The following is a 24,809-nucleotide window of genomic DNA, read 5'->3' as shown; positions in this document are numbered from 1 at the left end:
CGGGGCTTGCACTCGTCCCACGCCTGACATACCTTGAGCGCATGGCCGAACCTCTCATTATCCCCGCAACCGACACCCGGGCGCTCGCCACGCGCCTGGGGCGGGCGCTGGCGGCACGACACTGGTCGGTGGCGACGGCAGAATCCTGCACCGGAGGTGGTATTGCCTCCGCCATCACGGACATTCCCGGGAGTTCGGGCTGGTTTGGCTATGGCCTGGTGACCTACTCCAATGATGCCAAGGTGCGCCTGCTGGGGGTTTCCGAGAGTACGCTTGAGCGTCATGGTGCAGTGAGTGAAGCGGTGGTGTGCGCCATGGCAGAGGGGGCGGCCCGGGTGTCTGGTGCGGATCTCAGCATTGCCGTGAGCGGCATCGCCGGACCCGACGGCGGCTCGGACGATAAACCGGTGGGCACCGTATGGTTGGGCTGGGCGTGCGGTCACGACGAAGCGCGGATCAGTGGCGCCCGGCGGTACCGGTTTGCGGGAGATCGGGCCGCGGTCCGGCAGCAGACCGTGATGGCGGCGCTGGAGCAATTGTTGACTCTGGCGACCGAAGGGGAAACTACTGTATAAATATCGAGTTACTGTTTGCGCATACAGGTTTTTCGTGTATGCTGTCGGCAGTTGTAACGAAACCGTTTCAAGTATTATTTTCACAGCATTGATCGAGGTGTCGGATGGACGCGAATAAAGAGAAAGCGCTACAGGCCGCCTTAGGCCAGATTGAACGTCAATTTGGTAAAGGCACGGTCATGCGCATGGGCGATCGTGAACGGGTGGCGATTCCCGCCATTTCCACGGGCTCTCTGGGGCTGGATGCCGCCCTCGGTATTGGCGGCCTGCCCAAGGGGCGGGTGGTCGAGATTTACGGGCCGGAATCGTCCGGTAAAACCACCTTGACGCTGCAGGTGATTGCCGAAGCCCAGCGTCAGGGAGGCACCTGCGCCTTTATCGACGCCGAGCACGCGCTGGATCCGATTTACGCCGAAAAGTTGGGCGTCAATGTGGATGACCTGATCATCTCTCAACCGGATACCGGTGAGCAGGCCCTGGAGGTCAGCGATATGCTGGTGCGCTCCGGCGCGGTTGATGTGCTGGTGGTGGACTCGGTGGCGGCGTTGACGCCCCGCGCGGAAATTGAAGGCGAGATGGGCGATCAGCATGTGGGCCTGCAGGCTCGTCTGATGTCCCAGGCACTGCGTAAAATTACCGGCAACATCAAAAATGCCAACTGTCTGGTGATTTTCATCAACCAGATTCGTATGAAGATCGGTGTGATGTTTGGCAGCCCGGAAACCACCACCGGTGGTAACGCGCTCAAGTTCTACTCCTCGGTTCGCCTGGATATCCGGCGCATCGGATCGGTCAAGGAGGGCGATGAGGTCATCGGTAATGAAACCCGGGTGAAAGTGGTCAAGAACAAGGTGGCACCGCCGTTCAAACAAACTGAGTTCCAGATTCTGTACGGGAGTGGTATCAACCGCTTCGGTGAGGTCATCGACTACGGGGTAAAGCTTGGTATTGTGGACAAGGCCGGTGCCTGGTACAGCTACAATGGCGACAAGATTGGCCAGGGCAAAAACAACGTCGTGAAATTTCTCCAGGAAAATCCGACGATTGCCCAGGAAATGGAAAAACGGGTTCGGGGCGAGTTGCTGAATATTCCGGCAACGTCCGAGGAGAATGTGGAGGAGGAGAGCGAAGCCTGAGGCTCGCTGTCCCACCGAACAACAAGAGACCCGGGTTGAACCCGGGTCTCTTGTCTGTGGTCCAACTAACGTGATACTCATGGTATCCCTTGTACGGGGCGTGTTTCACCGTCAAGGCAATGCAAGGTAACAAGAGGAAAGCGGCTGTGCGACTGATTCGTTTGGGTGTTGGACTATTGTTGGTACTGGGCCTTCTGGCAGGTTGTACCAGTACGCCCTCGGTGGTGACCGATTACGACCCCGAGTATGCGTTTGGTGAGCTCAACCGTTTTCGGGTCGAGTTGGCCGAACAGGATGACAGTAACAGCCTGCTGATCTCCCCGTTCACTTTGAGTCATCTGCAGCGGGTTATTGAAAGTCAGTTGGCGTCGCGCTATCAATCGGTGGACGAGGGTGAAGAGGCGGATTTCGTGGTTCGTTATCACATCGTGGTGGAGGATCGACTGGATGTGCGCAGCTACGATCAGCGCTACGGTTTTGGCTACTACGGCTACGGCCCCTGGTACCGCTACCCCTATTCTTACGGGCCCAGCCCGCGGGTGTACCGTCAGGGAACGTTGATTGTTGATATCGCCCGGGTCGAGGACAACAAACCATTATGGCGGGGCGTGGCCGAACAGCGTTTGTACGACGGCCTGACACCGCAGGAGCAGCGCCAGCGCCTCTCGGCCGCTGTTACCGAAGTCCTGTCGAACTTTCCGCCCGTGCGCTGAGTCGGACCGATGTCAGAACGGGACCAATCGAATGAACCCACGGTGGGTGAGATACGACTGGCAGCCATGAATTTGCTGGCCCGTCGCGAGCATGCCCGAACGGAGCTCCGGACCAAGTTGCTCAAACGCTTTGGTGCGAACGGTGACCTGGTCCGCTTGGTGGATGAAGCCCTGACCCGTTTGGAAGAACAGGGGCTTCAGAGCGATGAGCGCTTCACAGAGGCATTTGTCTCCGCTCGGGAGCGGCAGGGCAAGGGGCCTCTGCGTATCGCCCAGGAGCTTCGTCAGAAAGGCGTGTCTGACTCACTGGTCAGCGTTTATCTTGATGAAGGGGATGAGCGCTGGTGGGACCTGGCGAACGAGGTGCGCCGAAAGCGCTTCGGCGATGCACCCGTGGAAACCCCCAAAGAGAAAGCTCGTCAGACCCGCTTCCTTCAATACCGTGGTTTTTCCCACGAACAGGCCCGAAAGGCTATCGCCAGCGTTCCCAGGCATCCATGACCTTGGCGGCGTAGCGGTAGCTGCCATAGCTGCCGTTATAACGTGCCAGGGCTTCCGCCAGGCGCCCCTCTGATCGTTCCAGGTAATGCTTGAGGATGGTACAGCCGTAGCGCAGGTTGGTGTCCAGGTCGATCAGGTTGTCTTCCGGTCGGCCAATCTCGTTCTTCCAGAACGGCATGACCTGCATGATTCCCTGAGCACCCACCGGCGACACCGCGTAGTGGTTGAAGTGGCTTTCCACCTCAATGACCGCCAATACCAGCTCGGGCTGCAGGTCGGTCTGGCGGGCCGCGCTGTGGATTTTACGCAGCAAGCGCAGGCGTCGGTCCGGATCGCGCACATAGCGCTCCAGGCGTCCCGACATCAGCATCAGCCAGGCCTCGGCATCAAAGCGATCCTCGAAACTGTCCGCTGCGCGAATGTTATCGAGCAGCTTCTGCCGAAGCTGTTCATCCACTTCGATGGCCGGTTCGGCGTAGGCCAGGGTGTTCGATTGCGCCCAGGCGAAGCTGGTGGCACTCGCTATCCACAGTGCCACCAGAACACTGAACGCGGTTTTCTTCACGCCCGGCCCACGCATCGAGGTCAGTCCGCCAGACGCTCGCGGATAAAGTCGAGCACCTGTTCCAGTGGAACATCCTGAGCCTGCTCGTCCCGACGCCCTTTGTATTCCAGGGTACCTTTTTCCAGGCCACGATCGCCCACCACCAGACGGTGTGGAATACCCATCAGGTCGGTGTTGGCGAGCATGACGCCGAGGCGCGCTTTGTCTTCGTCCATATACAGGACTTCAACGCCCAGGTCGGTGAGTTGCTGGTACAGCGCCTCACACTGTTCGGCCACTGCCGGTGACTTGTGTGGGTTGATTGGCACCAGGGCGAGCTGGAAGGGCGCGATGCTCTGGGGCCAGATGATGCCGTTCTGGTCATGGTTCTGCTCAATGGCCGCCGCCACCACACGGGATACCCCAATACCGTAGCAACCCATGATCATGGGTTTTTCTTTGCCGTTTTCATCCAGCACGCGCGCATTCATCGCTTCGCTGTACTTGGTGCCCAGTTGGAAGATGTGGCCGACCTCAATGCCGCGCTTGATCTCCAACTGGCCTTTACCGTCGGGGCTCGGGTCTCCGGCCACCACGTTGCGCAGATCCACCACGTCGTTCAGGGGTGCATCGCGCTCCCAGTTGACGCCGGTCAGGTGGTAGCCGTTCCGGTTGGCCCCGCAGACGAAGTCCGCCAGCTGGGCGGCCGCCCGGTCCACCAGTACGCGAATGGTCAGGCCCACCGGGCCGAGGGAGCCCACGCCCGCGCCCAGCTCCGCTTCAATGCGCTCCTCGGGGGCAAAGGTCAGCGGTGCGGCAATACCGTCGATTTTCTCGGCCTTGATGTCGTTGAGCTCGTGATCGCCGCGCAGCACCAGGGCCACCAGGGGCGCGGAGCCCTCTTCCGGGGCTTCGCCCAATACGATCAGGGTCTTGACGGTCTGCTCCGGCGCGACTTTCAGAAAGCCTGCGACCTGTTCGATGGTGTGCTGGTCCGGAGTGGCAACCTCGGTCATGGCTTCGCTGGCGTTCGGGCGCGTGTCGCTCGGCGCAAGGGCCTCGGCCTTTTCGATATTGGCGGCATAGTCGCTGCCGTTACTGAACGCGATGTCATCTTCGCCGCTGTCGGCCAGTACGTGAAATTCGTGCGAGAAAGCGCCGCCGATGGAGCCGGTATCGGCCAACACCGGGCGGTAAGCGAGACCGATGCGATCGAAGATGGCACAGTAGGTACGGTGCATGACCTCATAGGTCTCTTGCAGAGACTCCTGGGTCAGATGAAAGGAGTAGGCGTCCTTCATGGTGAACTCGCGGGCGCGCATCACGCCAAACCGGGGACGGATTTCGTCGCGGAATTTGGTCTGGATCTGATAGAAGTTGGCCGGCAGTTGTTTGTAGCTGTTGATCTCACCGCGAATCAGGTCGGTAATGACCTCTTCGTGGGTGGGGCCGAGGCAGAAGTCCCGCTGGTGCCGATCACTGACACGCAGCAGCTCGGGGCCGTATTGCTGCCAGCGCCCGGACTCCTGCCAAAGCTCGGCGGGCTGAACGACTGGCATCAGAACTTCCTGGGCGCCGGAACGGTCCATTTCCTCACGGATGATGCGCTCGACCTTGCGCAGCACACGAAGCCCGAGGGGCATCCAGGTGTACAGTCCCGAGGCCAGCTTGCGGATCATGCCCGCACGCAGCATCAACTGATGGCTGATGACCTCGGCATCGGAGGGAGTCTCTTTCAGTGTGGCAATTAAATAACGGCTGGCTCGCATAGATTGGCTTCTTAGTGGCTATACTGGTAATCAGACAAAACGCTTATTCTACGGTGCTTGCTGGCTCGGGTACAGACTCCTGAGGCGCAGGAAGTGACGAACAACCCACAGAAGTCGACGAGGAGAGGGTTATGTTTCAACTGCATTCACGCCTGGCGGAGGATACGGTGCCGGTGGGGCGCTTTCCGCTGTCCTTGCTGCTGCTCAGTAAGGACGCCAATTACCCCTGGTGTCTGCTGGTTCCGTTGCGGGAGGATGTGTTTGAAATCCATCATTTGAGTGAAAAAGACCAACAGCAACTGATGCGCGAGTCCTGCCGGTTGGCGGAAGTGATGACCAGTGTGTTTGACGCCGACAAGATGAATGTGGCCGCTTTGGGGAACGTCGTTCCCCAGCTGCATGTGCATCACATTGCCCGTTTTGAGACAGATCCGGCATGGCCGCAGCCCATCTGGGGTGTCAAACCGGCGGCGAGCTACACCGACGCCCAGCTACAGGACCGTCTGGACCATCTGCGAGCCGCATTGGTCGGGGAGGACTTTGAGGTGATTGAATCGCTGGATGATCTGACAGTGAATCTGGCGGAAATGACGGAACCCGGCGACTGGTATTGAAAACAGGGCCCGGAAGGGGCCCTGTCGGGAGGGAATGGCTCTTACAGGGCCATTTCCTTGAGTTTCTTCAACGGACGCACCTTGACCGCGATGGACGCCGGCTTCGCCTTGAAGACGGTCTCTTCGCCGGTGAAGGGGTTGATGCCCTTGCGTGCCTTGGTGGCAGGCTTCTTCACGGTGGTGATCTTCAGCAGGCCGGGCAGTACAAACTCGCCCACTGCACGCTTCTTCACGTGGCCTTCAATGATGTCGGACAGCTCGTCCAGTACCGACTGGACCTGCTTCTTGCTCAGCTCGGTGTTTTCGGCGATCTGATTCAGAATCTGGGTTTTGTTGTAACGCTCGGAAATCGCCTTTACCTTCTTTGCGGCCGGCTGCTTGGCAGCGGCTTTCTTGGCGGGAGCTTTTTTTGCGGGTGCCTTTTTGGCAGCAGTTTTGCGAGCAGCCATAATATGATCCTTGTTGATGGTCAAGTGTTTATTGAGTCAGACAGACGAAAAAGCCTGACTATATAGCGTATTAACCGCACCAGGTGCGGCTGGCACTATATATAAAGGATAAAACGACGATCAGCAACCCAAAAATCCGCTTTTTTGCGTTTATAACGCCAATTGTCGCAGGCGGGGATCCTCTTCGGCGGTTTCCCAGGCCCGGTCAAAAATTTCCCTCAACGTCTTCACTCGCGCCCCCGCATGCTCATCGTAAAAGCCGTGATAGGTATCCGGGTCGTTCTGGTACACCAGATGTTCCCGGTCGCCCAATGCAAATGCGATGGACTGGGTCTCGATGTCGTTCCTGAGCCGACGCAAAGCAACTTTACTCGGCAGTCGCTGGGCCAGCCGCACCAACCCATGCCCCTGATCGACCAGCGCCCGGGTATCCCGGACCAATAATTGCACTCGTGCCTGTCGATGCCGCCGGGCAATCTCGGAGAGGGCCTCAGCCAATGCTGGGAGGTCGTAGATCTCGTGGGCCAGATCTGGAGAGAACAGAGACAGGGATCGACGGGTATTTTGGGCGACGTGGATCAGTGCCTGGCGGAAGGCTTCCGGTCCGTCGATAAGGTCTGGCTGGCGGGGGGTATCCGGGGACATGGTAGCGGCTCCTGGCGTTATAGGTCACTCTTTCATGGGGTAAAACCCATGATAAACGAAGTTGGAGGCATATGGAGTCTGGGCAATTCATTTATTATCATATAAGAAAGTTGTTGCGCCAATGAAAAAAAGAGGCTATAAGTAACGATACAGGCGTCACTGAGCTTTGGCCCAATTCCAGGCGCAACCGATAATTATAATGGTGGTAAAGGGTGTGTACTTGTCGGCAATAACGGTTCGAGTCATTTGTTTGTGCTTCACTACCCGCCTCTTGATGGGGCTGACGGTGCTTGCCTGTGCACTACCGGTTGTCGCCAGCGTCAGTTTCGGGCAGGAGGACGTAACCTACCAGCTGGAGTATTTCGCCAGCTCTCCCGATCAGGTAATCGTGATTCGGGTCAGCGCGGACCATCAAGCGCTGTTCGATCGCGTTGTACTGGACCTGGGCCAGTCTACCTATGACAAGCCGACGCCGCAGTTGCTGGCGGATTACGGATCCACCAACACGCCGGCAGAAGACCGGGCGCAGGAGGTGCTGTATTTTCAGTTTGGCCGCTACCTTCTGATTGCGTCTTCCCGCAATGGCTCTCTGCCCGCCAACTTGCAGGGCGTGTGGAATCATTCAGAAACACCTCCCTGGAACGCTGACTACCACGTCAATATCAACCTTCAGATGAGTTACTGGCCGGAGGAGGTCACCAATCTCTCAGAAACCACAGGGCCGTTGTTCGATTTTGTCGATGCACTGGTGAAGCCCGGGCGGCGCTCGGCCAGACAGTTCTATGGCGCCGATGGCTGGACGTTGCTTCTCAATACAAACATCTGGGGGTTCGTCGGGGTTATCGACTGGCCCACCGCCTTCTGGCAACCCGAGGCGGGCGCCTGGCGGGCTCAGCACTATTACGAACACTATCTTTTCAATCGGAACCGGGAGTTTTTGGAGCGGCTGAATCCCGGTTTGAAAATCGGGCGATGGGACCAGCCGCAGGAATGGCATGCGGACCTGGACGATCCGGAGAAGATCCCTCGTCCTGTGCCTCACCTGTTCGCGCTCCATCCGGGTAGACAGATTACTGCCGAACAAAGCGCACTGCTGGAAACCACAAAAACCACGCTCAATGCTCGAGGCGATGGCGGAACAGGTTCGGCTCAGGCGTGGAAGATCAACCTTTGGGCGCGTCTGCTAGAGGGCGACAGAGCAGGCTTCAGTGGGTCGAACTCAAGGTCGGCGGGCCCGACGTCTATCGACTTCGCAGTGAACCATTTTCAAAGCCGTACACGGCCGTGAACATGAATAATGGCACTCCATTGACGCTCTCCGGAGAGGGTGAGGTGCGCCAGTGGTCTGCTCTCAAAAGTGGAGTGTATCGTTTTTGGCGAGTGTCGGATGAAGCTGCATAGACTCCGTAAAGGCGCGGGGATCTTCTTGGAAAAATGGGAAGCTCCGTGCTGGAAAGCTTCGTGAGCGGAGAAGGAAGCAATTTATAGTCACGAAGAAAAAGGACCTCAGATGGATAACAATAATATCGCGATTCTATTAATAACCAAGCAAGTGGAGTTCATTATATGACAACAACCAATGATTCTATCGCAATGGGTGCGCACGTTCGGCAGGCACCGTTTTCTCGCCGCAAACTGGCTGAAGCGGTGCGCTGGAGTAGTAAAGTGCTGGTTGCCGGTGCTATCGGCTACCATTCGGTCAGTTTTGCTCAGCAGAGTGACGCTGAGGCTCAGATGTCGGCAGACGAGGCTCAGCTTGAGGAGATCATCGTCTCTGGTCAGCGCTTGAGTATCGAGTCCGCCCAAGAAATCAAACGCAATGCGGATGCCATCGTCGATTCGATCGTTGCGGAAGATATCGGTAAATTGCCTGACCGCAGCATCTCTGAAGCGCTGCAACGCGTTTCAGGTGTGGCGGTATCGCGCTTTGACAATCCGAGTGACCCGGAACACTTTGCCGGCGAAGGTGCCGGAGTTTCCATCCGGGGACTGCCGCAGGTTCGCGGTGAGCTCAATGGGCGGGACATCTTCTCTGCCAGTGGCGGCCGAGGCTTGAGTTTTGATGACGTGCCGGCGGAGTTGATGGCCGGTGTCGATGTGTACAAGACGCCAACCGCAGATATGGTTGAAGGCGGTCTGGGGGGAATTGTCAATCTTCGCACCCGCATGCCGTTTGACTCTGACGGACAAGTCATGAGCTTCACGGCGAAAGGGAACTACGGCGATATCATTGAGGAATTCAACTCCGAGTTTTCCGGTCTTTATAGCAATCGGTGGGATACCGATCTGGGCGACTTCGGTATTCTCCTCGATGTATCGACCTCTGATATTTCAAGCCGCTCCGATAACGTTCTGATTCGTGCGTTTCACCCGCGGGTTCCCGGTGAGACCGGAGAGCTTGCGGAAATCGAACCCGATCGAACCGTCTATGTCCCTCGCGGTGCTGACTGGCGGCGCAATGATTATGAACGGTCTCGTGATGGGCAGTATCTCGCCCTTCAGTGGGCACCGAACTCCGATTCCGAGTGGTACATGACCGCTTTCCGTAGCGAAGCCGAGCGCAACTGGAATGAGCATGCCTTCTTCATTGATGCCGGTGGTGGTTTCAATCAGTTTCTGCCCGTGCCGGGCGGGGATGATTGGGTCTACGATGAGAACAACGCCCTGGTCAGTGGTACCATCACCACGGCCCAGGGAAATGGGGTTCCCTTCGGGACCAGTACCCGCTACTCCAAGAATGAGTCGGTGACCACGGATATCTCCACCGGTTTCTCCTTGAACGTGAACGAAAACTGGCAGATTGAAGGTGATATTCAGCACGTAGTATCCACGGCGGAGTCGGAAGATTATACCCTGGGCTTGGTAGCTTTCCCCGAGGCGATTCGGGTGACCGGCCTGGATACGACCGATGGCACTCCCGACATTGAGGTTTTGCCCGCCGGGTATCTGACCAACCATGGGAATTTCAGCTACGGACAGATGATGTCCATTCCGTCGGACAACGAAGCGAAGGCCACCTCCGTTACTCTGGATGTTGAATATGAGTTTGATGACTCGGTCATTCGGTCGGTGAAGGCGGGGGCCCGCTATTCCGACAAAACCGCGGAGAACCGGGAGACGGCTCACTGGAGTGCCCGTTATCAGCCCTGGATGGTGACCGGTGTCGGTGGTTGGAACGGTATCGAAACCACCGATGATTTGCCTAAAATCGAGGATCCTCAATACCTGACCCGCTTTTCCTTTGACGACTTCCAGCGTGGGGACACCAACGTGCCCACTACCGCCATGCTGATTGATGATCGCCTTTTGAGTGACTTCCGGGGGATTACCGACGCGATTGTGGCGGTGACGCCGGGTGGCTCCAGCCAACCGGATTTCAATGCGCTGGACCTGAACAGCCCGGATAACGTCAACACGCAGGACGAGACCACCGAGGCCATCTATGTTCGTGCGGATTTCGGCTTTGACGAGTGGGAAATGCCGTTGTCAGGTAATATCGGGGTCCGGGCCGTGCGCACGGAGAATGTCTCAACCGGGCAACTGACCTATCCGACCTTCAGTGTCCCCACGGGCGAGACCGATGATCAGGGCAATGACATTACCGTTCAACCCTTCTTCCAGCCCGACCGGCCCTACTCGGGGGAGAACAGTTATACCAATGTCTTGCCGAGTATGAACCTGAAACTGGATGCCACAGACGAACTGGTATTCCGTTTTGCAGCCTCCCGCGGCATCTGGCGGCCCGAGTTCTACCGGACCAAGGCATTGTTGAACCTGAGCGCTGAGTGGGATGAAGGGGTGGAGCAGCCGGATACCATTGATGACTTTGATGAAAGCATGGTGCAGTTCAATCTCAGTTCCAATGGCACCAACCCCGTGCTTGAGCCGATGGAGGCGGATCAGTACGACTTGACCGCCGAATGGTATTTCGACGATAACGGCGGTATGCTTTATTCGGCGCTGTTCTATAAGGACGTATCGGACTTTTTCCGGGAGTCCACGGTGACCCTGGAGGAGTTCGAAGGTTTCGAGGACGTCACCAGCATTCGTACCGTGAATACCGGTACGGCGGAAGTGACCGGCTTTGAGGTTGGCGGTACCAAGTTCTTTGATCGTCTGCCCGAGCCCTGGGATGGTCTGGGGGTCCAAGCCAACTATACCTACATTGACAGCAGTGCCGATGTGCCGCGGGATACCCAGCCGGTCGATACCGACGGTTCGACATACGAAGGGCTGCCGCTCGAAGGCATTTCGGAGCACACCTATAACCTTGTCCTGATGTACGACAACTATGGTTTCAGTTCCCGTCTTGCCTGGAACTGGCGCAGCGAGGAGATGCTCTCCATCGGGCCTAACGGCTGGAACGGCAGCAATGCCGGGGTGGACTGGCGCTTGCCGATATTCGCGGACGACTATGGTCAGTTGGACTTTACCTTGGGTTATGCGATCAATGAGAATCTGTACGTGAACTTCGAAGCGTACAATATCAGTCAATCTGAAACCCGGGGTGTCGTCCGGCAAAATGGGGCCGGGGATCATACGGCGTTCGTCAACACTCAGGATACCCGTTATTCTCTGAGTCTGCGGGCGACGTTCTAACCCTGTCTTACCCGGTGCACAGGGATGTGCCCGTCTCTCGGGGCCGCCGGTACCATGGTGTGTAGGCGGTGAAATGGTGAGTTTTATGATTAACGATCCGATTCAACGTGTCGTCATTCTTGGCGGTGGCACCGCTGGGTGGATGGCGGCCGCCATGATGGCCGAACGGTACAGGGACCGTAATCTGCATATTGAGTTAGTGGAATCCCCGGACGTTCCCACTGTCGGAGTTGGAGAGGCCACTGTGCCGGGACTCCGGCAATTGCATCGGAATCTACGGGTTTCAGAAGCGGAGTTTATCCGTGCAACCGGTGCGACGTTCAAGCTGGGAATCGAATTTGAAAACTGGCGATGTCAGGGACATAAGTTCTTTCATCCATTCGCTGATTTTGGTACCAAAATCGCTGGGCAGTCGTTTTACCACTGCTGGGTAAAACAGCGGCTGGAGGGGCGCGGTTCGAGCCTTGATCACTATAGTGTCGCTGTGCAAATGGCACGTGCCGGGCGTTTTTCCCAGCCGGATATTGATGCCACCTCTCCCCTGGCCCGTTATAACTACGCCTACCACTTCGACGCTAGTCTATATGCCCGTTTTCTCCAGGCCTACGCGGAAGCGCGGGGTGTGGTACACCGGCGAGCCAATGTTGCGGCGGTGGAGCTGAATTCCGACAACGGTTATGTGCAGGCGCTCACTCTGAAAGAGGGGGGGCGGATTTCAGGTGACCTTTTTATTGATTGTTCCGGGTTTCGCAGTTTGATCCTGGGACAGACCCTGGGCGTTCCGTTTGACTCCTGGGCCGATATGCTTCCCTGTGACCGGGCGGTTGTCGTGCAGACGGAGAACACTGAGGGCCTCACTCCGTACACCCGGTCTATTGCCCGGGAAGCTGGCTGGCAGTGGCGGATACCACTGGAGCAGCGTTGCGGGAACGGCTACGTGTACAGTAGTCGTTATATTGATGACGAGCAAGCTGAACGGGATTTGCTAAGCAGTCTTCGGGAAGCGCCCATTACCGAACCGAGGAAATTATCTTTTGAAGCGGGAATGCGACGTGATTTCTGGCGGCACAATTGCGTGGCGCTGGGGTTGGCGAGCGGTTTTATTGAACCGTTGGAATCCACCAGTATCTCCCTGATTCAAACCGGAATGGAAAAGTTGATGCAGTTCATTCCGGACCTTCGGATCCAGCCGGAAAACATTGACGAGGCGAACCGGCTGAACCAACAGGAATATGAACGGGTCCGGGATTTTATACTGTTGCATTATATCGCCAGCGATCGTTCGGACACGCCTTTCTGGCGCAGTTTTCGGGATCGGCCGGTGCCAGAGCCGTTGCGAGAAAAAATGGCGAACTACGACCGGGATGGTTCCTTGGTACTGCACGAGCAGGAATCATTTCATGAGGCCAACTGGATGGCCATGTACAATGGTTTCGGACGCCTGCCGGGTCAGTGCCCGCCATCTGTTGTCTCGTTGGATGCCGATAAGCTTGAGCAGGTGATGATCCGTATGAAAGAATTGGTCGCCGAAGCGGCGAGCTGTGCGCCGTCACACTCGGAGTTTCTGGCTCAGGTGTATGACAGCGCTTAGCTCTCGATTCAACCGTTGATCCCGGGGCCTGTCGTATCGGCGGGGGTGGGAGTTGGCGAGTATGTGGCTCTGGTCACTGAAAGTTTGCCCATATCGGACAGTGATCCGAGGGACGCTCCATGCCCCGGATGTCGTAGTCAATGCCCGTCTCGGTGCATCGCTTGAGTAACGGATCGGTCGCCAGAATCAGATCAATTCTCAGGCCGCGCTTGGGGTCTGCATCAAAGCCTTTGCTCCGATAATCAAACCAGCTGAAGGTGCGCTCTTCGTCGGGATTGTGTTGGCGAAAGGTGTCCTTAAGCCCCCAGTTCAGAAGGGTATCCAACCACTCCCGTTCCTCCGGCAAGAAGCTGCATTTTCCCTCGCGCAGCCAGCGCTTGCGATTCTGTTCGCCAATACCAATATCCCGATCGGTGTGAGAGATGTTCATATCTCCCATCACCAACAGCGGCTTGGAGGGGTCACAGTGTTCGTTCAGGTAGGTCATCAGGTCCTGGTAAAATTTACGCTTATTGGGAAACTTCACCGGGTGGTCACGGTTTTCGCCCTGAGGGAAATAGCCGTTAAGCACGGTAATCTCACCCCCCAGGGGAGAGTCGAATACACCGCCGATAAAACGTCGTTGAGACTCCTCCAGATCACCGGGGAAACCCTTGATCACCTGCTTGAAGGGAAGGCGGGACAATAGTGCAACGCCGTAATGGGTTTTCTGACCGTAGAACTCCACATGGTACCCCATATCCCGTATTTCCTGTTCGGGAAACTGGTCGTCGGTGACCTTGGTTTCCTGCAGGCCAATGAAGTCCGGTTGGTGTTTGTCGATGACGGCCTGCAATTGATGAAAGCGGGTACGGATACTGTTTACGTTGAAGGAAACGGCGTTCATGCGGTTAAAGTCCTGAGTCCGATCTTATTGAGGCGTGGGTTGAAAAAGACCCCGATACAGCGCTGCCGTAAACGGTGGGCCGTATCAGGGTCGTGGGTCTGCTTGCTCACCAGTTGGCGACGCGATCCCGATCCTGTTCATTCATGGATTCAAGTTGCTCAATGAAATCCACCAGAATGTGCCCGGCTTCGTTGAGAAAGGGGTCTTTGTCTGGATTGATTTCACTGTGCGAGAGGGCGGTGAAACTGACCAGATCACCTTCTTCGTCATCGTTGGCCGCTTCTTCGGTATTGGCGCCATCGCTGGCCTCCTCCTCGTCGCCGCTGGCCACCCGGTCGATGTCTTCGTAACTTTCATACAGTGACAGTCCCTTGGCTTTGCGACGCTCATTCTCGAGCTGCAATAAGGCCTTTTCCAGGGATTCCTGCTCGTTCCGTCGCTGTTTTTCATTCAGGGAGACGACCGTGCGGTCCTTGTTCTTTTCCGTCAGCGCCATCTGCTCGCGCAGGTAAATAAAGTCGGGATTCTTTTTCACGCGCTGCTCATGCAAGGGGTTCAGGTGCGGCAAAAGCGCCTGAATATCAAAGTAGCGGGAGTGTGGGACTGCGTGTATTTTGTCCCAGGGCAGGGCATTGTCGTAGGTGCTTTCACCGACATCGTCAATGTTGACCAGGCTGGGTAGTGTCATGTCGGGAATTACCCCGCGGTGCTGTGTGCTCTCGCCCGATACGCGGTAGAACTTGGATTCTGTCAGTTTGAGCTGCCCGGCATCGACCGGCACCAGAGACTGCACAGACCCTTTGCCGAAGCTCTGGGTGCCGACAATAATGCCTCGTCCGTAATCCTGAATGGCGCCGGCAAAAATTTCCGAGGCCGAGGCGCTCAGGCGATCAATCAGAACCACCAGCGGACCGCGATAAGCCGCTCGCGAATGTGACTGATAATTGCGCGAGATCAGCTCATTGGTCTGGCGGATCTGAACCACGGGTCCGCGATCAATGAACAGGTCGGTCAGGGTGGTGGCTTCCTGCAGGGAGCCGCCGCCGTTGCCTCGCAAGTCGAGCACAATACCGTCTACATTCTCTTTTTCCAGTTCCTGCAGAATGCGGTGGACGTCCCGGGTGGTGCTCTTGAAGTTGGGGTCGCGCTTGCGATAAGCCTCGAAGTCCATGTAGAAGGTGGGCACGCGAATGACGCCAATTTTGTAGCGGTCGCGCCCATTCATCACCTCGAATACGTCGTGCTTGGCGGCTTGTTCCTCAAGCTTGACCTTGTCCCGGGTGATGGTGATGATTTTGGTGGCACTGTCGGTGGGGGCCTTGGCAGGCAATACCTCCAGACGGACGACGGTGTCTTTTTTGCCGCGAATCTGTTCGACCACTTCGTCGAGGCGCCAGCCGACCACGTCGGTCATTTCGCCTTCCTCGCCCTGACCGACGGCGACGATGCGGTCAGCCGGACGCAGCTCGCCCTGCTTGTCTGCCGGGCCGGCGGGAACCAGACGCATGACTTTGGTGTGCTCGTCCTCTGTCTGGAGTACGGCACCAATACCCTCCAGTGACAGAGACATGTTGATATTGAAGTTTTCCAGTGTTCTCGGCGACAGGTAGTTGGTGTGCGGATCGTACAGCGTGGTCAGGCTGTTGATCACGACTTCGAATGCATCGTCGTTGTCCTGTTGGCGAACCCGGCGAAGCTGATTCTCATAGCGTTTGCGCAGCAGCTCCTTGCTTTCTTCGAGATCTTTACCGGCGAGCACCAGATCCAGCAGACTGGCTTTGACCCGACGGTGCCAGAGTTCGTCGGCGGTTTTCTTGTCCTGGGGCCACTCGGCGTGCTCCCAATCCACCACGAGCTCATCGTCGGTCGTGAAGTCGTATTGAATCTCGTCGCTTTCCAGTCGTTCAATCACGGACTCCAGGCGTGTCGTCAGACGCTGCCGGTAGATGTCGAAGATTTCAAAGGCCTCGTTGAGGTTGCCTTTGGCGAGCCAGTCGTCAAATCTGTCCCGATGACGATTGAACCCGTCGATATCGGCTTTGAAAAAATAGCTCTTGGTGGGGTCCAGCGTTTTCAGGTAATTGTCCAGATACTCGGACGACATGTCGTCATTGAGGGACTGGTCCCGGTAGTGGTGCTCGCTCAGTTGCTGGACCACGCTCGCCGTGACCTGGCGGTGTTGATCCGTGATTTCCAGGGGGGCCAGGGCGGCAGCCCAGACCAGTGGGGCGCTGAACAACAGGGCCGAGATGGCGAGACTGCTGCGCAGGAACTTCGGGACGTTGAGCATAGATTCAATCCTGCTGTGTTTCCGGTGCCCAAGGACCTTGCTGGAGGTCGAAAGGCGCACTGGAAGCGGCATTAATACTGGAGTTTCATACTACTATAGCCCCCGGAGTATGGCTACCGGGGCGGCTTCAGGAGACGTTTAGAAAGGTAAACGGACGGGAGAGTTCCCCCGGGTGTGCGCGAGGCGATCAGCCGGCAATGGGTGACGAGGGCCCGAAATGCATCGGGGCCGCACACTGTGCGGCCCCGGCGTGCCCCGGAGGGCGTCTGAGATGGGTGCCTCAGGCGGGATAATCCCGCTTGCTGTAGCCGGTATACAACTGGCGTGGGCGACCGATCTTGTAGGGGGCGCTGACCATTTCCTGCCAGTGGGCATACCAGCCGACGGCGCGGCCAGTGGCAAAAATCACTGTGAACGCTTCGGTGGGAATGCCAATGGCTTTCATGATGATGCCGGAGTAAAAGTCCACGTTGGGGTAGAGCTTCTTCTGGATGAAGTACTCGTCTTCCAGTGCAATTTTCTCCAGACGCTTGGCGATCGCCAGCAGTGGGTCGTTTTCCAGGCCCAGCTCCGAGAGTACTTCGTCAGCGGCCTGCTTCATCACTTTGGCGCGTGGATCAAAGTTCTTGTAGACCCGGTGACCGAAGCCCATCAGGCGGAAGGGATCATTTTTGTCTTTGGCCTTGGCCACGTAGGTATCGATATTGTCGACGCTACCAATTTCCTCAAGCATGTTGAGCACGGCCTCATTGGCACCGCCGTGGGCGGGTCCCCACAGGGTGGCAATGCCGGCCGCGATCGCGGCAAAGGGGTTGGTGCCAGAGGAGCCGGACAGGCGAACGGTGGAGGTGGAAGCGTTCTGCTCGTGGTCCGCATGGAGCAGGAAGATCCGGTCCATGGCCTTGGCCAGCACCTGGTTGACCTTCGGGCCTTGTCCGGCGGTACCGAAGGTCATGTTCAGGTAGTTTTCAGCGTAGGCGAGATCGGCATCGGGCGCAATGAATTCCTCTCCCTGGCGGTGCTTGTGGGCCATGGCGGCCAGGGTCGGCATCTGTCCGATCAGGCGGTAAGCGGTGATGCGGCGACTCTCTTCGCTGGTGATGTCGGTCTCATCATGATAAACCGCTGCGAGGGCGTTGACCGCGCTGCCCATGATGGCCATGGGGTGGGCGTTCCGGTTGAAACCACGGATGATTCTGGCCACCGAGTCATCGACTTTGGAGTGCTTTTTGACTTCCTCGGCGAAGGTTGCCTTCTGCTCATTTGAGGGAAGCTCGCCATTCAGCAGGAGGTAGCAGGTCTCCAGGTAGTCGGAGTGCTCAGCCAGTTGATCGATGGGGTAGCCGCGGTGCAGAAGCACCCCTTTGGCACCATCAATGAAGGTGATTTTGGACTCGCAGGGGGCGGTGGACATAAACCCCGGGTCGTAGGTGAAAAAACCCTTCTTGGTCAGGCCGGAGACATCAATCACGTCAGGGCCGGCAGTGCTCGGGTAAACAGGCAGATCAATGGGCGCATCCAGGCCGTCGACCGTTAACCGTGCTTTTCTGTCAGTCATTACGGACTCCTGTGGTTTACAAACTTTTAAGGCTTCCAGGAATGGCTGGATGGCCAGACCGGGTTTTTAATCGGGGCGTCACTATAAGCCCCGGCGTGGGTTTGTCAAACAGCCCACGGGTTGATGGGAGGCGGCATTATAGAGGAGAAGGGCCCATTTCGGTAGTTTTTCGCGAGCCGGTTGGCAAAAAATCCGGTTGACTGCGGGCCCGTTTCTGTTGTTTCGGCTGCCCCGGGGACGGTTCCGGGGAGGAGTGATCCGGTGGCGCGGGGCGTGTCGTAATAGATGACAGCGCTGTCTGACTTCGGGCTCCGGGAGGGAGGTGGAAAAATCCGGTGGCGATTTGCCTCCAAATGGGGCGTCAAGAGGCTCCAGTGCACGCCAATCGGGCATTTCCGGGCGATTTTTGCCCGGGTTTTTGTTTGTGTTTCAGGATTCGACTCTCTATAATACGCCGCGACTTGCAGGCAGCGGTGAGAGAGCCAATCGTCGGTCTTGGCCACCATCTTTAACAAGGTGTTGATCGGATACGGCGCACAAACAAATCAACCTGGCGACCGCCCTGTGTGCTCTGGAGAGATGCGCTTGGCGCTATTTCGCTAACCTGCCTACATTGCTGGGCTAGAAGGTGACTATCAACCGTGAAAAACCAAAGACCTGTCAATCTCGATATCTCCACCATCAAACTTCCGATTACCGCAATTGTTTCCATTCTTCACCGTATCTCCGGTGTATTCCTTTTTGCCGGAGTGGCCGTACTGCTCTGGTTGCTCGATGGCAGCCTTGCCTCTGAAGAGCAGTTTGTGGCTCTGCAGGAGACGCTGACCCAACCGGTCTGGCAATTCATTGTCTGGGCGGTGGTCGCCGCGCTTGCCTATCACATGGCGATGGGGGTCCGGCACCTGTTTATGGATTGTGGCATTGGTGAAAGCCTGAAAGGTGGTCGCCTGGGTGCGAAGCTCGCACTGGCGGTGGCCGTTGTACTGATTGTTCTGGCAGGAGTCTGGATATGGTAACCGCGGTAACCAATCTCGGCCGCAGCGGCCTGTATGACTGGCTGATCCAGCGTGTGAGCGCGGTGATCATGGCCATCTACACCGTCTTTATTGTGGCTTACATGCTAATAACCCCCGAACTGAGTTTTGAGCAGTGGCAGGGCCTGTTTGGCCAGCTGTGGATGCGGGTGTTCACCCTCATGACCCTGCTGTCCATCGTGGCTCACGCCTGGATCGGCCTGTGGGCGGTCCTGACGGACTACATCACCGAGCGGATGATGGGCGGAAAAGCCCTGGTGTTGCGTCTGCTGGCTCAAGTACTGCTGGCGGTAGTCGCCGTGACTTACACCCTCTGGGGTGTCGAAATTATCTGGGGGTTTTAAGCTATGCGCACGATTTCCTTTGACGGCATCGTCGTCGGTGGTGGCGGCGCGGGCATGCGCGCGGCCCTTCAGTTGGCCAGCTCCGGTTACAAAACCGCGGTGATCACCAAAGTATTCCCGACCCGCTCGCATACCGTGTCCGCCCAGGGCGGCATCACCTGCGCCATTGCCAGTGCCGACCCCAACGATGATTGGCGTTGGCATATGTATGACACGGTAAAGGGCTCGGATTACATCGGTGATCAGGACGCCATCGAGTATATGTGCTCCGTGGGTCCCGAAGCCGTGTTCGAGCTTGAGCACATGGGATTGCCGTTCTCCCGTACCGAAGAGGGGCGCATTTATCAGCGTCCGTTTGGTGGTCAATCCAAGGATTTTGGCCGTGGCGGCCAGGCGGCGCGCACCTGCGCGGCGGCGGATCGCACGGGGCACGCGCTGCTGCACACCCTGTATCAGGGCAATATCAAGAGCAACACGGTATTCATGAATGAATGGTATGCCGTGGATCTGGTTAAGAACGCCGATAACGCTGTGGTGGGCGTGATCGCTATCAACATTGAAGACGGCGAGACGGTTTTTGTCCGCTCCAAGGCCACAGTGTTGGCAACCGGCGGTGCCGGTCGTATTTACGCTTCCACCACCAACGCGCACATCAATACCGGCGATGGTATTGGCATGGCGCTGCGCGCCGGTTTCCCGGTCCAGGATATGGAAATGTGGCAGTTCCACCCCACCGGTATTCACGGCGCGGGCACCCTGGTGACCGAAGGTTGCCGAGGTGAGGGCGGCTACCTCATCAATAAGGACGGCGAGCGCTTTATGGAGCGTTATGCGCCCAACGCCAAAGACCTCGCTGGCCGCGACGTGGTCGCACGCTCCATGGTCATGGAGATTCTGGAGGGCCGCGGTTGTGGCCCCAATGGCGATCACGTACTGCTCAAGCTCGATCACCTGGGCGAAGAAGTGCTGGAAAGCCGTCTGCCCGGTATCTGCGAGCTCTCCCGTACCTTTGCCCATGTGGATCCGGTCAAAGAGCCGATCCCGGTGGTCCCCACCTGCCACTATATGATGGGTGGTATTCCGACCAACGTGAACGGTCAGGCCCTGACGGTGGACGCGGATGGCAAGGACGTTCCGATTGAAGGTCTGTTCGCCTGCGGTGAGGCGGCCTGTGTGTCGGTACACGGTGCCAACCGCCTGGGCGGTAACTCGCTGCTGGACCTGGTGGTGTTTGGCCGGGCGGCCGGCAAGCACATTGAGAAGGTGCTGCGTGAAGGCGCCGAGCAGCAGGCGCCGCGCGAGAGCGATATTGAAGCGTCGCTGGCCCGCCTGAATCGACTGAACAGCTCTACTGGTGGTGAAAGCAGCGCAGTACTGCGCAAAGAGCTGCAGGAAGTGATGCAGAATCACTTCGGCGTGTTCCGCAAGGGCGATTTCATGGCCGAGGGCATCAAAAAGCTGGCCGCTCTGCGAGAGCGCATTGAAAACGTGTCCATTGACGACAAGAGCGATGCGTTCAACACGGCCCGGATTGAAGCTCTGGAATTGCAGAACCTGCTGGAAGTGGCTGAGGCGACTGCCATCGCCGCCAACGAGCGCACCGAGTCCCGCGGCGCTCATGCCCGCGAGGACTTCCAGGAGCGCGACGACAAAAACTGGCTGTGCCACTCCATGTACTATCCGGTTGACAAGCGGGTGGGTAAGCGCGGTGTGAACTTTGCCCCGCGCACCATGGACGCGTTCGAACCGAAAGCACGTGTTTATTAAGGGGTACGAGTTATGTTGAAAGTTGAAGTCTATCGCTACAACCCCGAGACCGACAAAGCGCCTTACATGAAGTCCTATGAAGTGGACACGCAGGGTAAGGATCTGATGGTGCTCGACGTGCTGGGCATGCTCAAGGAACAGGACGAGTCCCTGGCTTACCGCCGCTCCTGCCGCGAGGGGGTTTGTGGCTCGGATGGCATGAATATCAACGGGGTCAATGGTCTGGCCTGCATTACGCCGCTGTCTCAGGCGGTAAAGAACAACAAGTTGGTGGTTCGGCCACTGCCGGGGCTGCCGGTGATTCGTGACCTGGTCATCGATATGACCCAGTTCTACGATCAGTACAAGAAAATCGAGCCCTATTTGCAGAATGATACCCCCGCTCCGGCGATCGAGCGGTTACAATCTCCCGAAGATCGTGCCAAGCTGGACGGCCTGTACGAGTGCATTCTGTGTGCCTGCTGCTCGACCAGTTGCCCGTCGTTCTGGTGGAATCCGGACAAGTTTATCGGTCCGGCGGGTCTGCTCCAGGCCTATCGATTCCTGGCGGACAGTCGTGACCTGGCGACCGAGAAGCGTTTATCGAATCTGGATGACCCCTTCAGCGTATTCCGCTGTCACGGCATTCAGAACTGCGTGTCCGTGTGCCCCAAAGGGTTGAATCCGACCCGGGCCATCGGTCATATTCGCACCATGCTGCTGCAGAGTGCGACCTGATCACACTCAGGTGTGAGCAAAAAGGGTTGGACCTGGGGTCCGACCGTCCGGCACACCCTTCGGGGTGTGCCTGAGTATTTGAGCGGCGCGCTCTGCCACAAGCGGGGTGCGTTATGGTAGCTAACGGCTAGAGACTAGCAGGGGGAGTATCGGGTAACACCCGATCCGGCCGCCAGCCATCCCGGTTGCCCCGGTGGTTGGTGAACCCCATGACAAGGTGGGTGTAATGCAAGACAGCATCATGGAGCAATTTTGGCGCACGTCCCATATCTCCGGAGGGAATGCCGCCTACGTCGAAGCGCTCTACGACACATATCTACACGATCCCAACGCGGTTCCCGACGAGTGGCGCACTTATTTTGAGCAGTTGCCCCGGGTCAATGGGGTGGTCACCCAGGACGTTCCGCACTCCGTTATTCGCGAGCAGTTTCAGCGTCTCGCCAAAACCCGCTCAGCGACCGCTTCGGCCACTGCGGCGGGCTCAGTCAGCCTCGAGCATGAGCGCAAGCAGGTCAAAGTTCTTCAACTGATCAGCTCCTACCGCTTCCGCGGCCACCAGAAAGCCCAACTCGACCCCCTCAGCCTGATGGACCGTGAACGGGTCCCCGACCTGGAGCTGGGGTTTCACGGTCTGACCGATGCTGATCTGGATACCGTTTTCAATACCGGCAACCTGTTCATCGGCCGGGAAGAGGCTCCGCTCAAGGACATCGTCGACGCTCTGGAACAGACCTACTGCGGGCACGTCGGCCCGGAAATCATGCACATCACCAACCTGGCGGAGAAGCAGTGGCTTCAACAGCGTCTGGAGAGTGTGCGTTCCAAGCCCGATTTCAGTGATGAGCAACGCCTGGCGGTGCTGGATCGTCTGGTGGCCGCCGAAGGGCTGGAGCGGCACCTTGATAGCAAATACCCCGGGACCAAGCGTTTTGGTCTGGAGGGGGGAGAGAGCTTCATCCCGTTGGTGGATGCCATCGTCAACCGCGCGGGCGGTTATGGCGCGAAAGAAATTGTACTGGGTATGGCCCACCGGGGCCGTCTGAACACCCTGGTCAACATCTTCGGTAAAAGTCCTTCCGAGCTGTTTGGTGAGTTCGAGGGTACCAAGCGTCTGGTGGATACCTCGGGTGATGTCAAATATCACCAGGGGTTCTCCTCCAACATCATGACGCCCGGCGGCGAGTTGCACATGGCCATGGCCTTCAACCCGTCGCACCTGGAAATCGTTTCTCCGGTGGTTGAAGGGTCGGTACGGGCCCGTCAGGACCGCCGTGATGACCCGATCGGTGCCAAAGTGCTACCGATTGTGGTGCACGGGGATGCGGCATTTGCCGGTCAGGGCGTGGTCATGGAAACTTTCCAGATGTCCCAGACCCGCGCCTATGCCACGGGCGGTACCGTGCATCTGGTGATCAATAACCAGGTTGGTTTTACCACCAGCAAGCGCGAGGACATGCGTTCGACCGAATACTGCACCGATGTCGCCAAGATGGTGGAAGCGCCGATCTTTCACGTCAATGGTGATGACCCGGATGCGGTGTTGTTTGCGGCGCAGTTGGCGGCGGATTACCGCTATGAGTTCAAGAAAGACGTGGTGATCGACCTGGTGTGCTACCGCCGTCGCGGCCACAATGAGGCCGATGATCCCTCTGCGACACAACCGTTGATGTATCAGCTGATCCGCAAGCACAAAACCACCCGGGCCCTCTATGCTGACAAGCTGATTTCGGCCGGAGTGGTGACGGCGGAAAAAGTCGACGAGATGATGAACAACTACCGCGCCGCCCTGGATCGCGGTGAAAGTGTGGCCAACGGCCTGGTCACTGAGCCGGACCGCTCACTGTTTGTCGACTGGACGCCCTACATCGGCCACGACTGGAATACGCCGGGCGATACCAGCTTCGACCTGAAACGTCTGCAGGAACTCGGTCACAAGATGTGCGAGATTCCCGACGGCGTGGTGGTGCACAAGCAGGTCGGCAAGATTTACGACGACCGTCGCAAGATGGCCGGTGGCGCTCTGCCCATCAACTGGGGTATGGCGGAAACGCTCGCCTACGCAACGCTGCTGGATCAGGGCTACGGCGTCCGCCTGACCGGTCAGGATGTCGGGCGAGGCACCTTCTCACACCGTCACGCAGTAGTGCACAGTCAGAAAGACGGTTCCACCTATATCCCGCTGCGTCACCTCAAAGAGGATCAGCCAGCGCTGGATCTGTATGACTCCTTCCTGTCTGAAGAAGCGGTGCTGGCGTTCGAGTATGGCTATGCCACCACCACCCCGAACGGCCTGATCATCTGGGAAGCCCAGTTTGGCGATTTTGCCAACGGCGCGCAGGTGGTCATCGATCAGTTCATCACCAGTGGTGAGCACAAGTGGGGCCGCCTGTGTGGCCTGACCATGCTGTTGCCTCACGGCTACGAAGGGCAGGGCCCGGAGCACTCCTCCGCGCGTCTGGAGCGCTTTATGCAGCTGTGTGCCGAGCACAATATACAGGTCTGCATTCCGACCACCCCGGCTCAGGTGTTCCACATGCTGCGTCGTCAGGTGATCCGCCCGATGCGTCGCCCCCTGGTGGTCATGAGTCCGAAATGGATTCTGCGTCACAAGCTGGCGACCTCCAGCCTGGAAGATCTGGCCAATGGTTACTTTCATAACGTGATCACCGAAGAGCAGGTGGACCCGGCGAAAGCCAAACGGGTGGTGCTCTGCTCCGGTAAGGTCTACTACCATTTGCTTGAAGAGCGTATGGAGCGTGAACAGGATGATGTCGCGCTGATTCGGCTGGAACAGCTTTACCCCTTCCCGGAAGAAGAGTTGAAAGAAGCGCTGGCGCCTTTCAAGAACTTGAAGGATATCGTCTGGTGCCAGGAAGAGCCCATGAACCAGGGCGCCTGGTACAGCAGCCAGCACCACATGCGGCGTGTGGTGAATGATCACAACCCGGACCTCTATCTCAGCTATGTGGGGCGCGACCCATCAGCGGCACCGGCCGCGGGTTATGCCTCCGTGCATCTGGAAGAGCAGAAGCGTTTCATCAATGAGGCTCTGAGCGTTTGACGCCGGAGCCTGTGTT

At 57.7% G+C, this 24,809-nt stretch carries 20 protein-coding genes; 13 read left to right on the top strand and 7 right to left on the bottom strand.

Annotated features, from left to right (window positions below):
• Positions 1-41: 41 nt before the first annotated feature.
• From OOT55_RS06755 to OOT55_RS06740, 4 genes are all read left to right on the top strand, one after another.
• Positions 42-575, top strand: coding sequence for a CinA family protein (locus OOT55_RS06755; RefSeq protein ID WP_265368353.1), 534 nt, complete (start codon positions 42-44; stop codon positions 573-575).
• A gap of 104 nt (positions 576-679) precedes the next feature.
• Complete coding sequence (gene recA, locus OOT55_RS06750) at positions 680-1,711, top strand: recombinase RecA (RefSeq protein ID WP_265368352.1); 1,032 nt, start codon at positions 680-682, stop codon at positions 1,709-1,711.
• A gap of 146 nt (positions 1,712-1,857) precedes the next feature.
• On the top strand, positions 1,858-2,424 hold the full coding sequence (locus OOT55_RS06745) for a DUF4136 domain-containing protein (RefSeq protein WP_265368351.1): 567 nt from the start codon (positions 1,858-1,860) through the stop codon (positions 2,422-2,424).
• Between the two features lie 9 nt (positions 2,425-2,433).
• Positions 2,434-2,925, top strand: coding sequence for a regulatory protein RecX (locus OOT55_RS06740; protein WP_265368350.1), 492 nt, complete (start codon positions 2,434-2,436; stop codon positions 2,923-2,925).
• On the opposite strand, the gene OOT55_RS06735 is transcribed toward OOT55_RS06740, so the two are convergent.
• Complete coding sequence (locus OOT55_RS06735; RefSeq protein WP_265368349.1) at positions 2,897-3,490, bottom strand: lytic transglycosylase domain-containing protein; 594 nt, start codon at positions 3,488-3,490, stop codon at positions 2,897-2,899. The two genes, OOT55_RS06740 and OOT55_RS06735, sit on opposite strands and share 29 nt — an antisense overlap.
• 20 nt (positions 3,491-3,510) lie before the next feature.
• The gene (locus OOT55_RS06730; protein WP_265368348.1) at positions 3,511-5,238 is read right to left on the bottom strand and encodes a proline--tRNA ligase; all 1,728 of its coding nucleotides are present in this window, start codon (positions 5,236-5,238) and stop codon (positions 3,511-3,513) included.
• A gap of 131 nt (positions 5,239-5,369) precedes the next feature.
• Between OOT55_RS06730 and OOT55_RS06725 the strand changes: the two genes are divergently transcribed.
• Positions 5,370-5,852: an HIT domain-containing protein gene (locus OOT55_RS06725; protein WP_265368347.1), complete on the top strand. Its 483-nt coding sequence runs from the start codon at positions 5,370-5,372 to the stop codon at positions 5,850-5,852.
• A gap of 41 nt (positions 5,853-5,893) precedes the next feature.
• Here OOT55_RS06725 and OOT55_RS06720 read toward each other — a convergent pair whose 3' ends face one another.
• Together OOT55_RS06720 and OOT55_RS06715 are read right to left on the bottom strand one after the other, a co-directional pair.
• Positions 5,894-6,301, bottom strand: coding sequence for an HU family DNA-binding protein (locus tag OOT55_RS06720; RefSeq protein WP_024460491.1), 408 nt, complete (start codon positions 6,299-6,301; stop codon positions 5,894-5,896).
• Positions 6,302-6,451: 150 nt separating this feature from the next.
• Positions 6,452-6,946, bottom strand: coding sequence for a hypothetical protein (locus OOT55_RS06715; RefSeq protein WP_265368346.1), 495 nt, complete (start codon positions 6,944-6,946; stop codon positions 6,452-6,454).
• 250 nt (positions 6,947-7,196) lie between these two features.
• Here OOT55_RS06715 and OOT55_RS06710 point away from each other — a divergent pair, with 250 nt between their 5' ends.
• From OOT55_RS06710 to OOT55_RS06700, 3 genes are all read left to right on the top strand, one after another.
• The gene (locus OOT55_RS06710) at positions 7,197-8,234 is read left to right on the top strand and encodes a glycosyl hydrolase family 95 catalytic domain-containing protein (RefSeq protein WP_265368345.1); all 1,038 of its coding nucleotides are present in this window, start codon (positions 7,197-7,199) and stop codon (positions 8,232-8,234) included.
• A gap of 278 nt (positions 8,235-8,512) precedes the next feature.
• Positions 8,513-11,545, top strand: a complete 3,033-nt coding sequence (locus tag OOT55_RS06705; protein WP_265368344.1) for a TonB-dependent receptor — start codon at positions 8,513-8,515, stop codon at positions 11,543-11,545.
• Between the two features lie 85 nt (positions 11,546-11,630).
• Positions 11,631-13,136 (top strand): tryptophan halogenase family protein, encoded by a 1,506-nt coding sequence (locus OOT55_RS06700; RefSeq protein WP_265368343.1) that lies wholly within the window; start codon positions 11,631-11,633, stop codon positions 13,134-13,136.
• Positions 13,137-13,209: 73 nt separating this feature from the next.
• Here the strand turns inward: OOT55_RS06700 and xthA are convergent, their stop codons facing one another.
• The 3 genes from xthA to OOT55_RS06685 all read right to left on the bottom strand — a co-directional run bounded on the left by xthA (position 13,210) and on the right by OOT55_RS06685 (position 17,870).
• On the bottom strand, positions 13,210-14,022 hold the full coding sequence (gene xthA, locus OOT55_RS06695; RefSeq protein WP_265368342.1) for an exodeoxyribonuclease III: 813 nt from the start codon (positions 14,020-14,022) through the stop codon (positions 13,210-13,212).
• A 106-nt stretch (positions 14,023-14,128) separates the two neighbouring features.
• Positions 14,129-16,312: a carboxy terminal-processing peptidase gene (locus OOT55_RS06690; RefSeq protein WP_265368341.1), complete on the bottom strand. Its 2,184-nt coding sequence runs from the start codon at positions 16,310-16,312 to the stop codon at positions 14,129-14,131.
• A gap of 280 nt (positions 16,313-16,592) precedes the next feature.
• Positions 16,593-17,870, bottom strand: coding sequence for a citrate synthase (locus OOT55_RS06685; protein ID WP_265368340.1), 1,278 nt, complete (start codon positions 17,868-17,870; stop codon positions 16,593-16,595).
• A 641-nt stretch (positions 17,871-18,511) separates the two neighbouring features.
• Here OOT55_RS06685 and sdhC point away from each other — a divergent pair.
• The 5 genes from sdhC to OOT55_RS06660 all read left to right on the top strand — a co-directional run bounded on the left by sdhC (position 18,512) and on the right by OOT55_RS06660 (position 24,793).
• Positions 18,512-18,886, top strand: a complete 375-nt coding sequence (gene sdhC, locus OOT55_RS06680) for a succinate dehydrogenase, cytochrome b556 subunit (RefSeq protein ID WP_265368339.1) — start codon at positions 18,512-18,514, stop codon at positions 18,884-18,886.
• Positions 18,880-19,248, top strand: coding sequence for a succinate dehydrogenase, hydrophobic membrane anchor protein (gene sdhD, locus OOT55_RS06675; RefSeq protein ID WP_265368338.1), 369 nt, complete (start codon positions 18,880-18,882; stop codon positions 19,246-19,248). The genes sdhC and sdhD overlap by 7 nt, the downstream gene beginning before the upstream one ends.
• Positions 19,249-19,251: 3 nt before the next feature.
• Complete coding sequence (gene sdhA / locus OOT55_RS06670; protein ID WP_265368337.1) at positions 19,252-21,015, top strand: succinate dehydrogenase flavoprotein subunit; 1,764 nt, start codon at positions 19,252-19,254, stop codon at positions 21,013-21,015.
• Positions 21,016-21,027: 12 nt separating this feature from the next.
• Positions 21,028-21,732: a succinate dehydrogenase iron-sulfur subunit gene (locus OOT55_RS06665; RefSeq protein ID WP_024460482.1), complete on the top strand. Its 705-nt coding sequence runs from the start codon at positions 21,028-21,030 to the stop codon at positions 21,730-21,732.
• Between the two features lie 226 nt (positions 21,733-21,958).
• On the top strand, positions 21,959-24,793 hold the full coding sequence (locus OOT55_RS06660) for a 2-oxoglutarate dehydrogenase E1 component (RefSeq protein WP_265368336.1): 2,835 nt from the start codon (positions 21,959-21,961) through the stop codon (positions 24,791-24,793).
• The last annotated feature ends 16 nt before the right edge of the window (positions 24,794-24,809 follow it).

This window comes from Marinimicrobium sp. C6131, assembly GCF_026153455.1.
Taxonomy (GTDB): domain Bacteria; phylum Pseudomonadota; class Gammaproteobacteria; order Pseudomonadales; family Cellvibrionaceae; genus Marinimicrobium.
The sequence above is the reverse complement of the archived record's forward strand: the minus strand, read 5'-3'. Positions and strand labels throughout refer to the sequence as shown.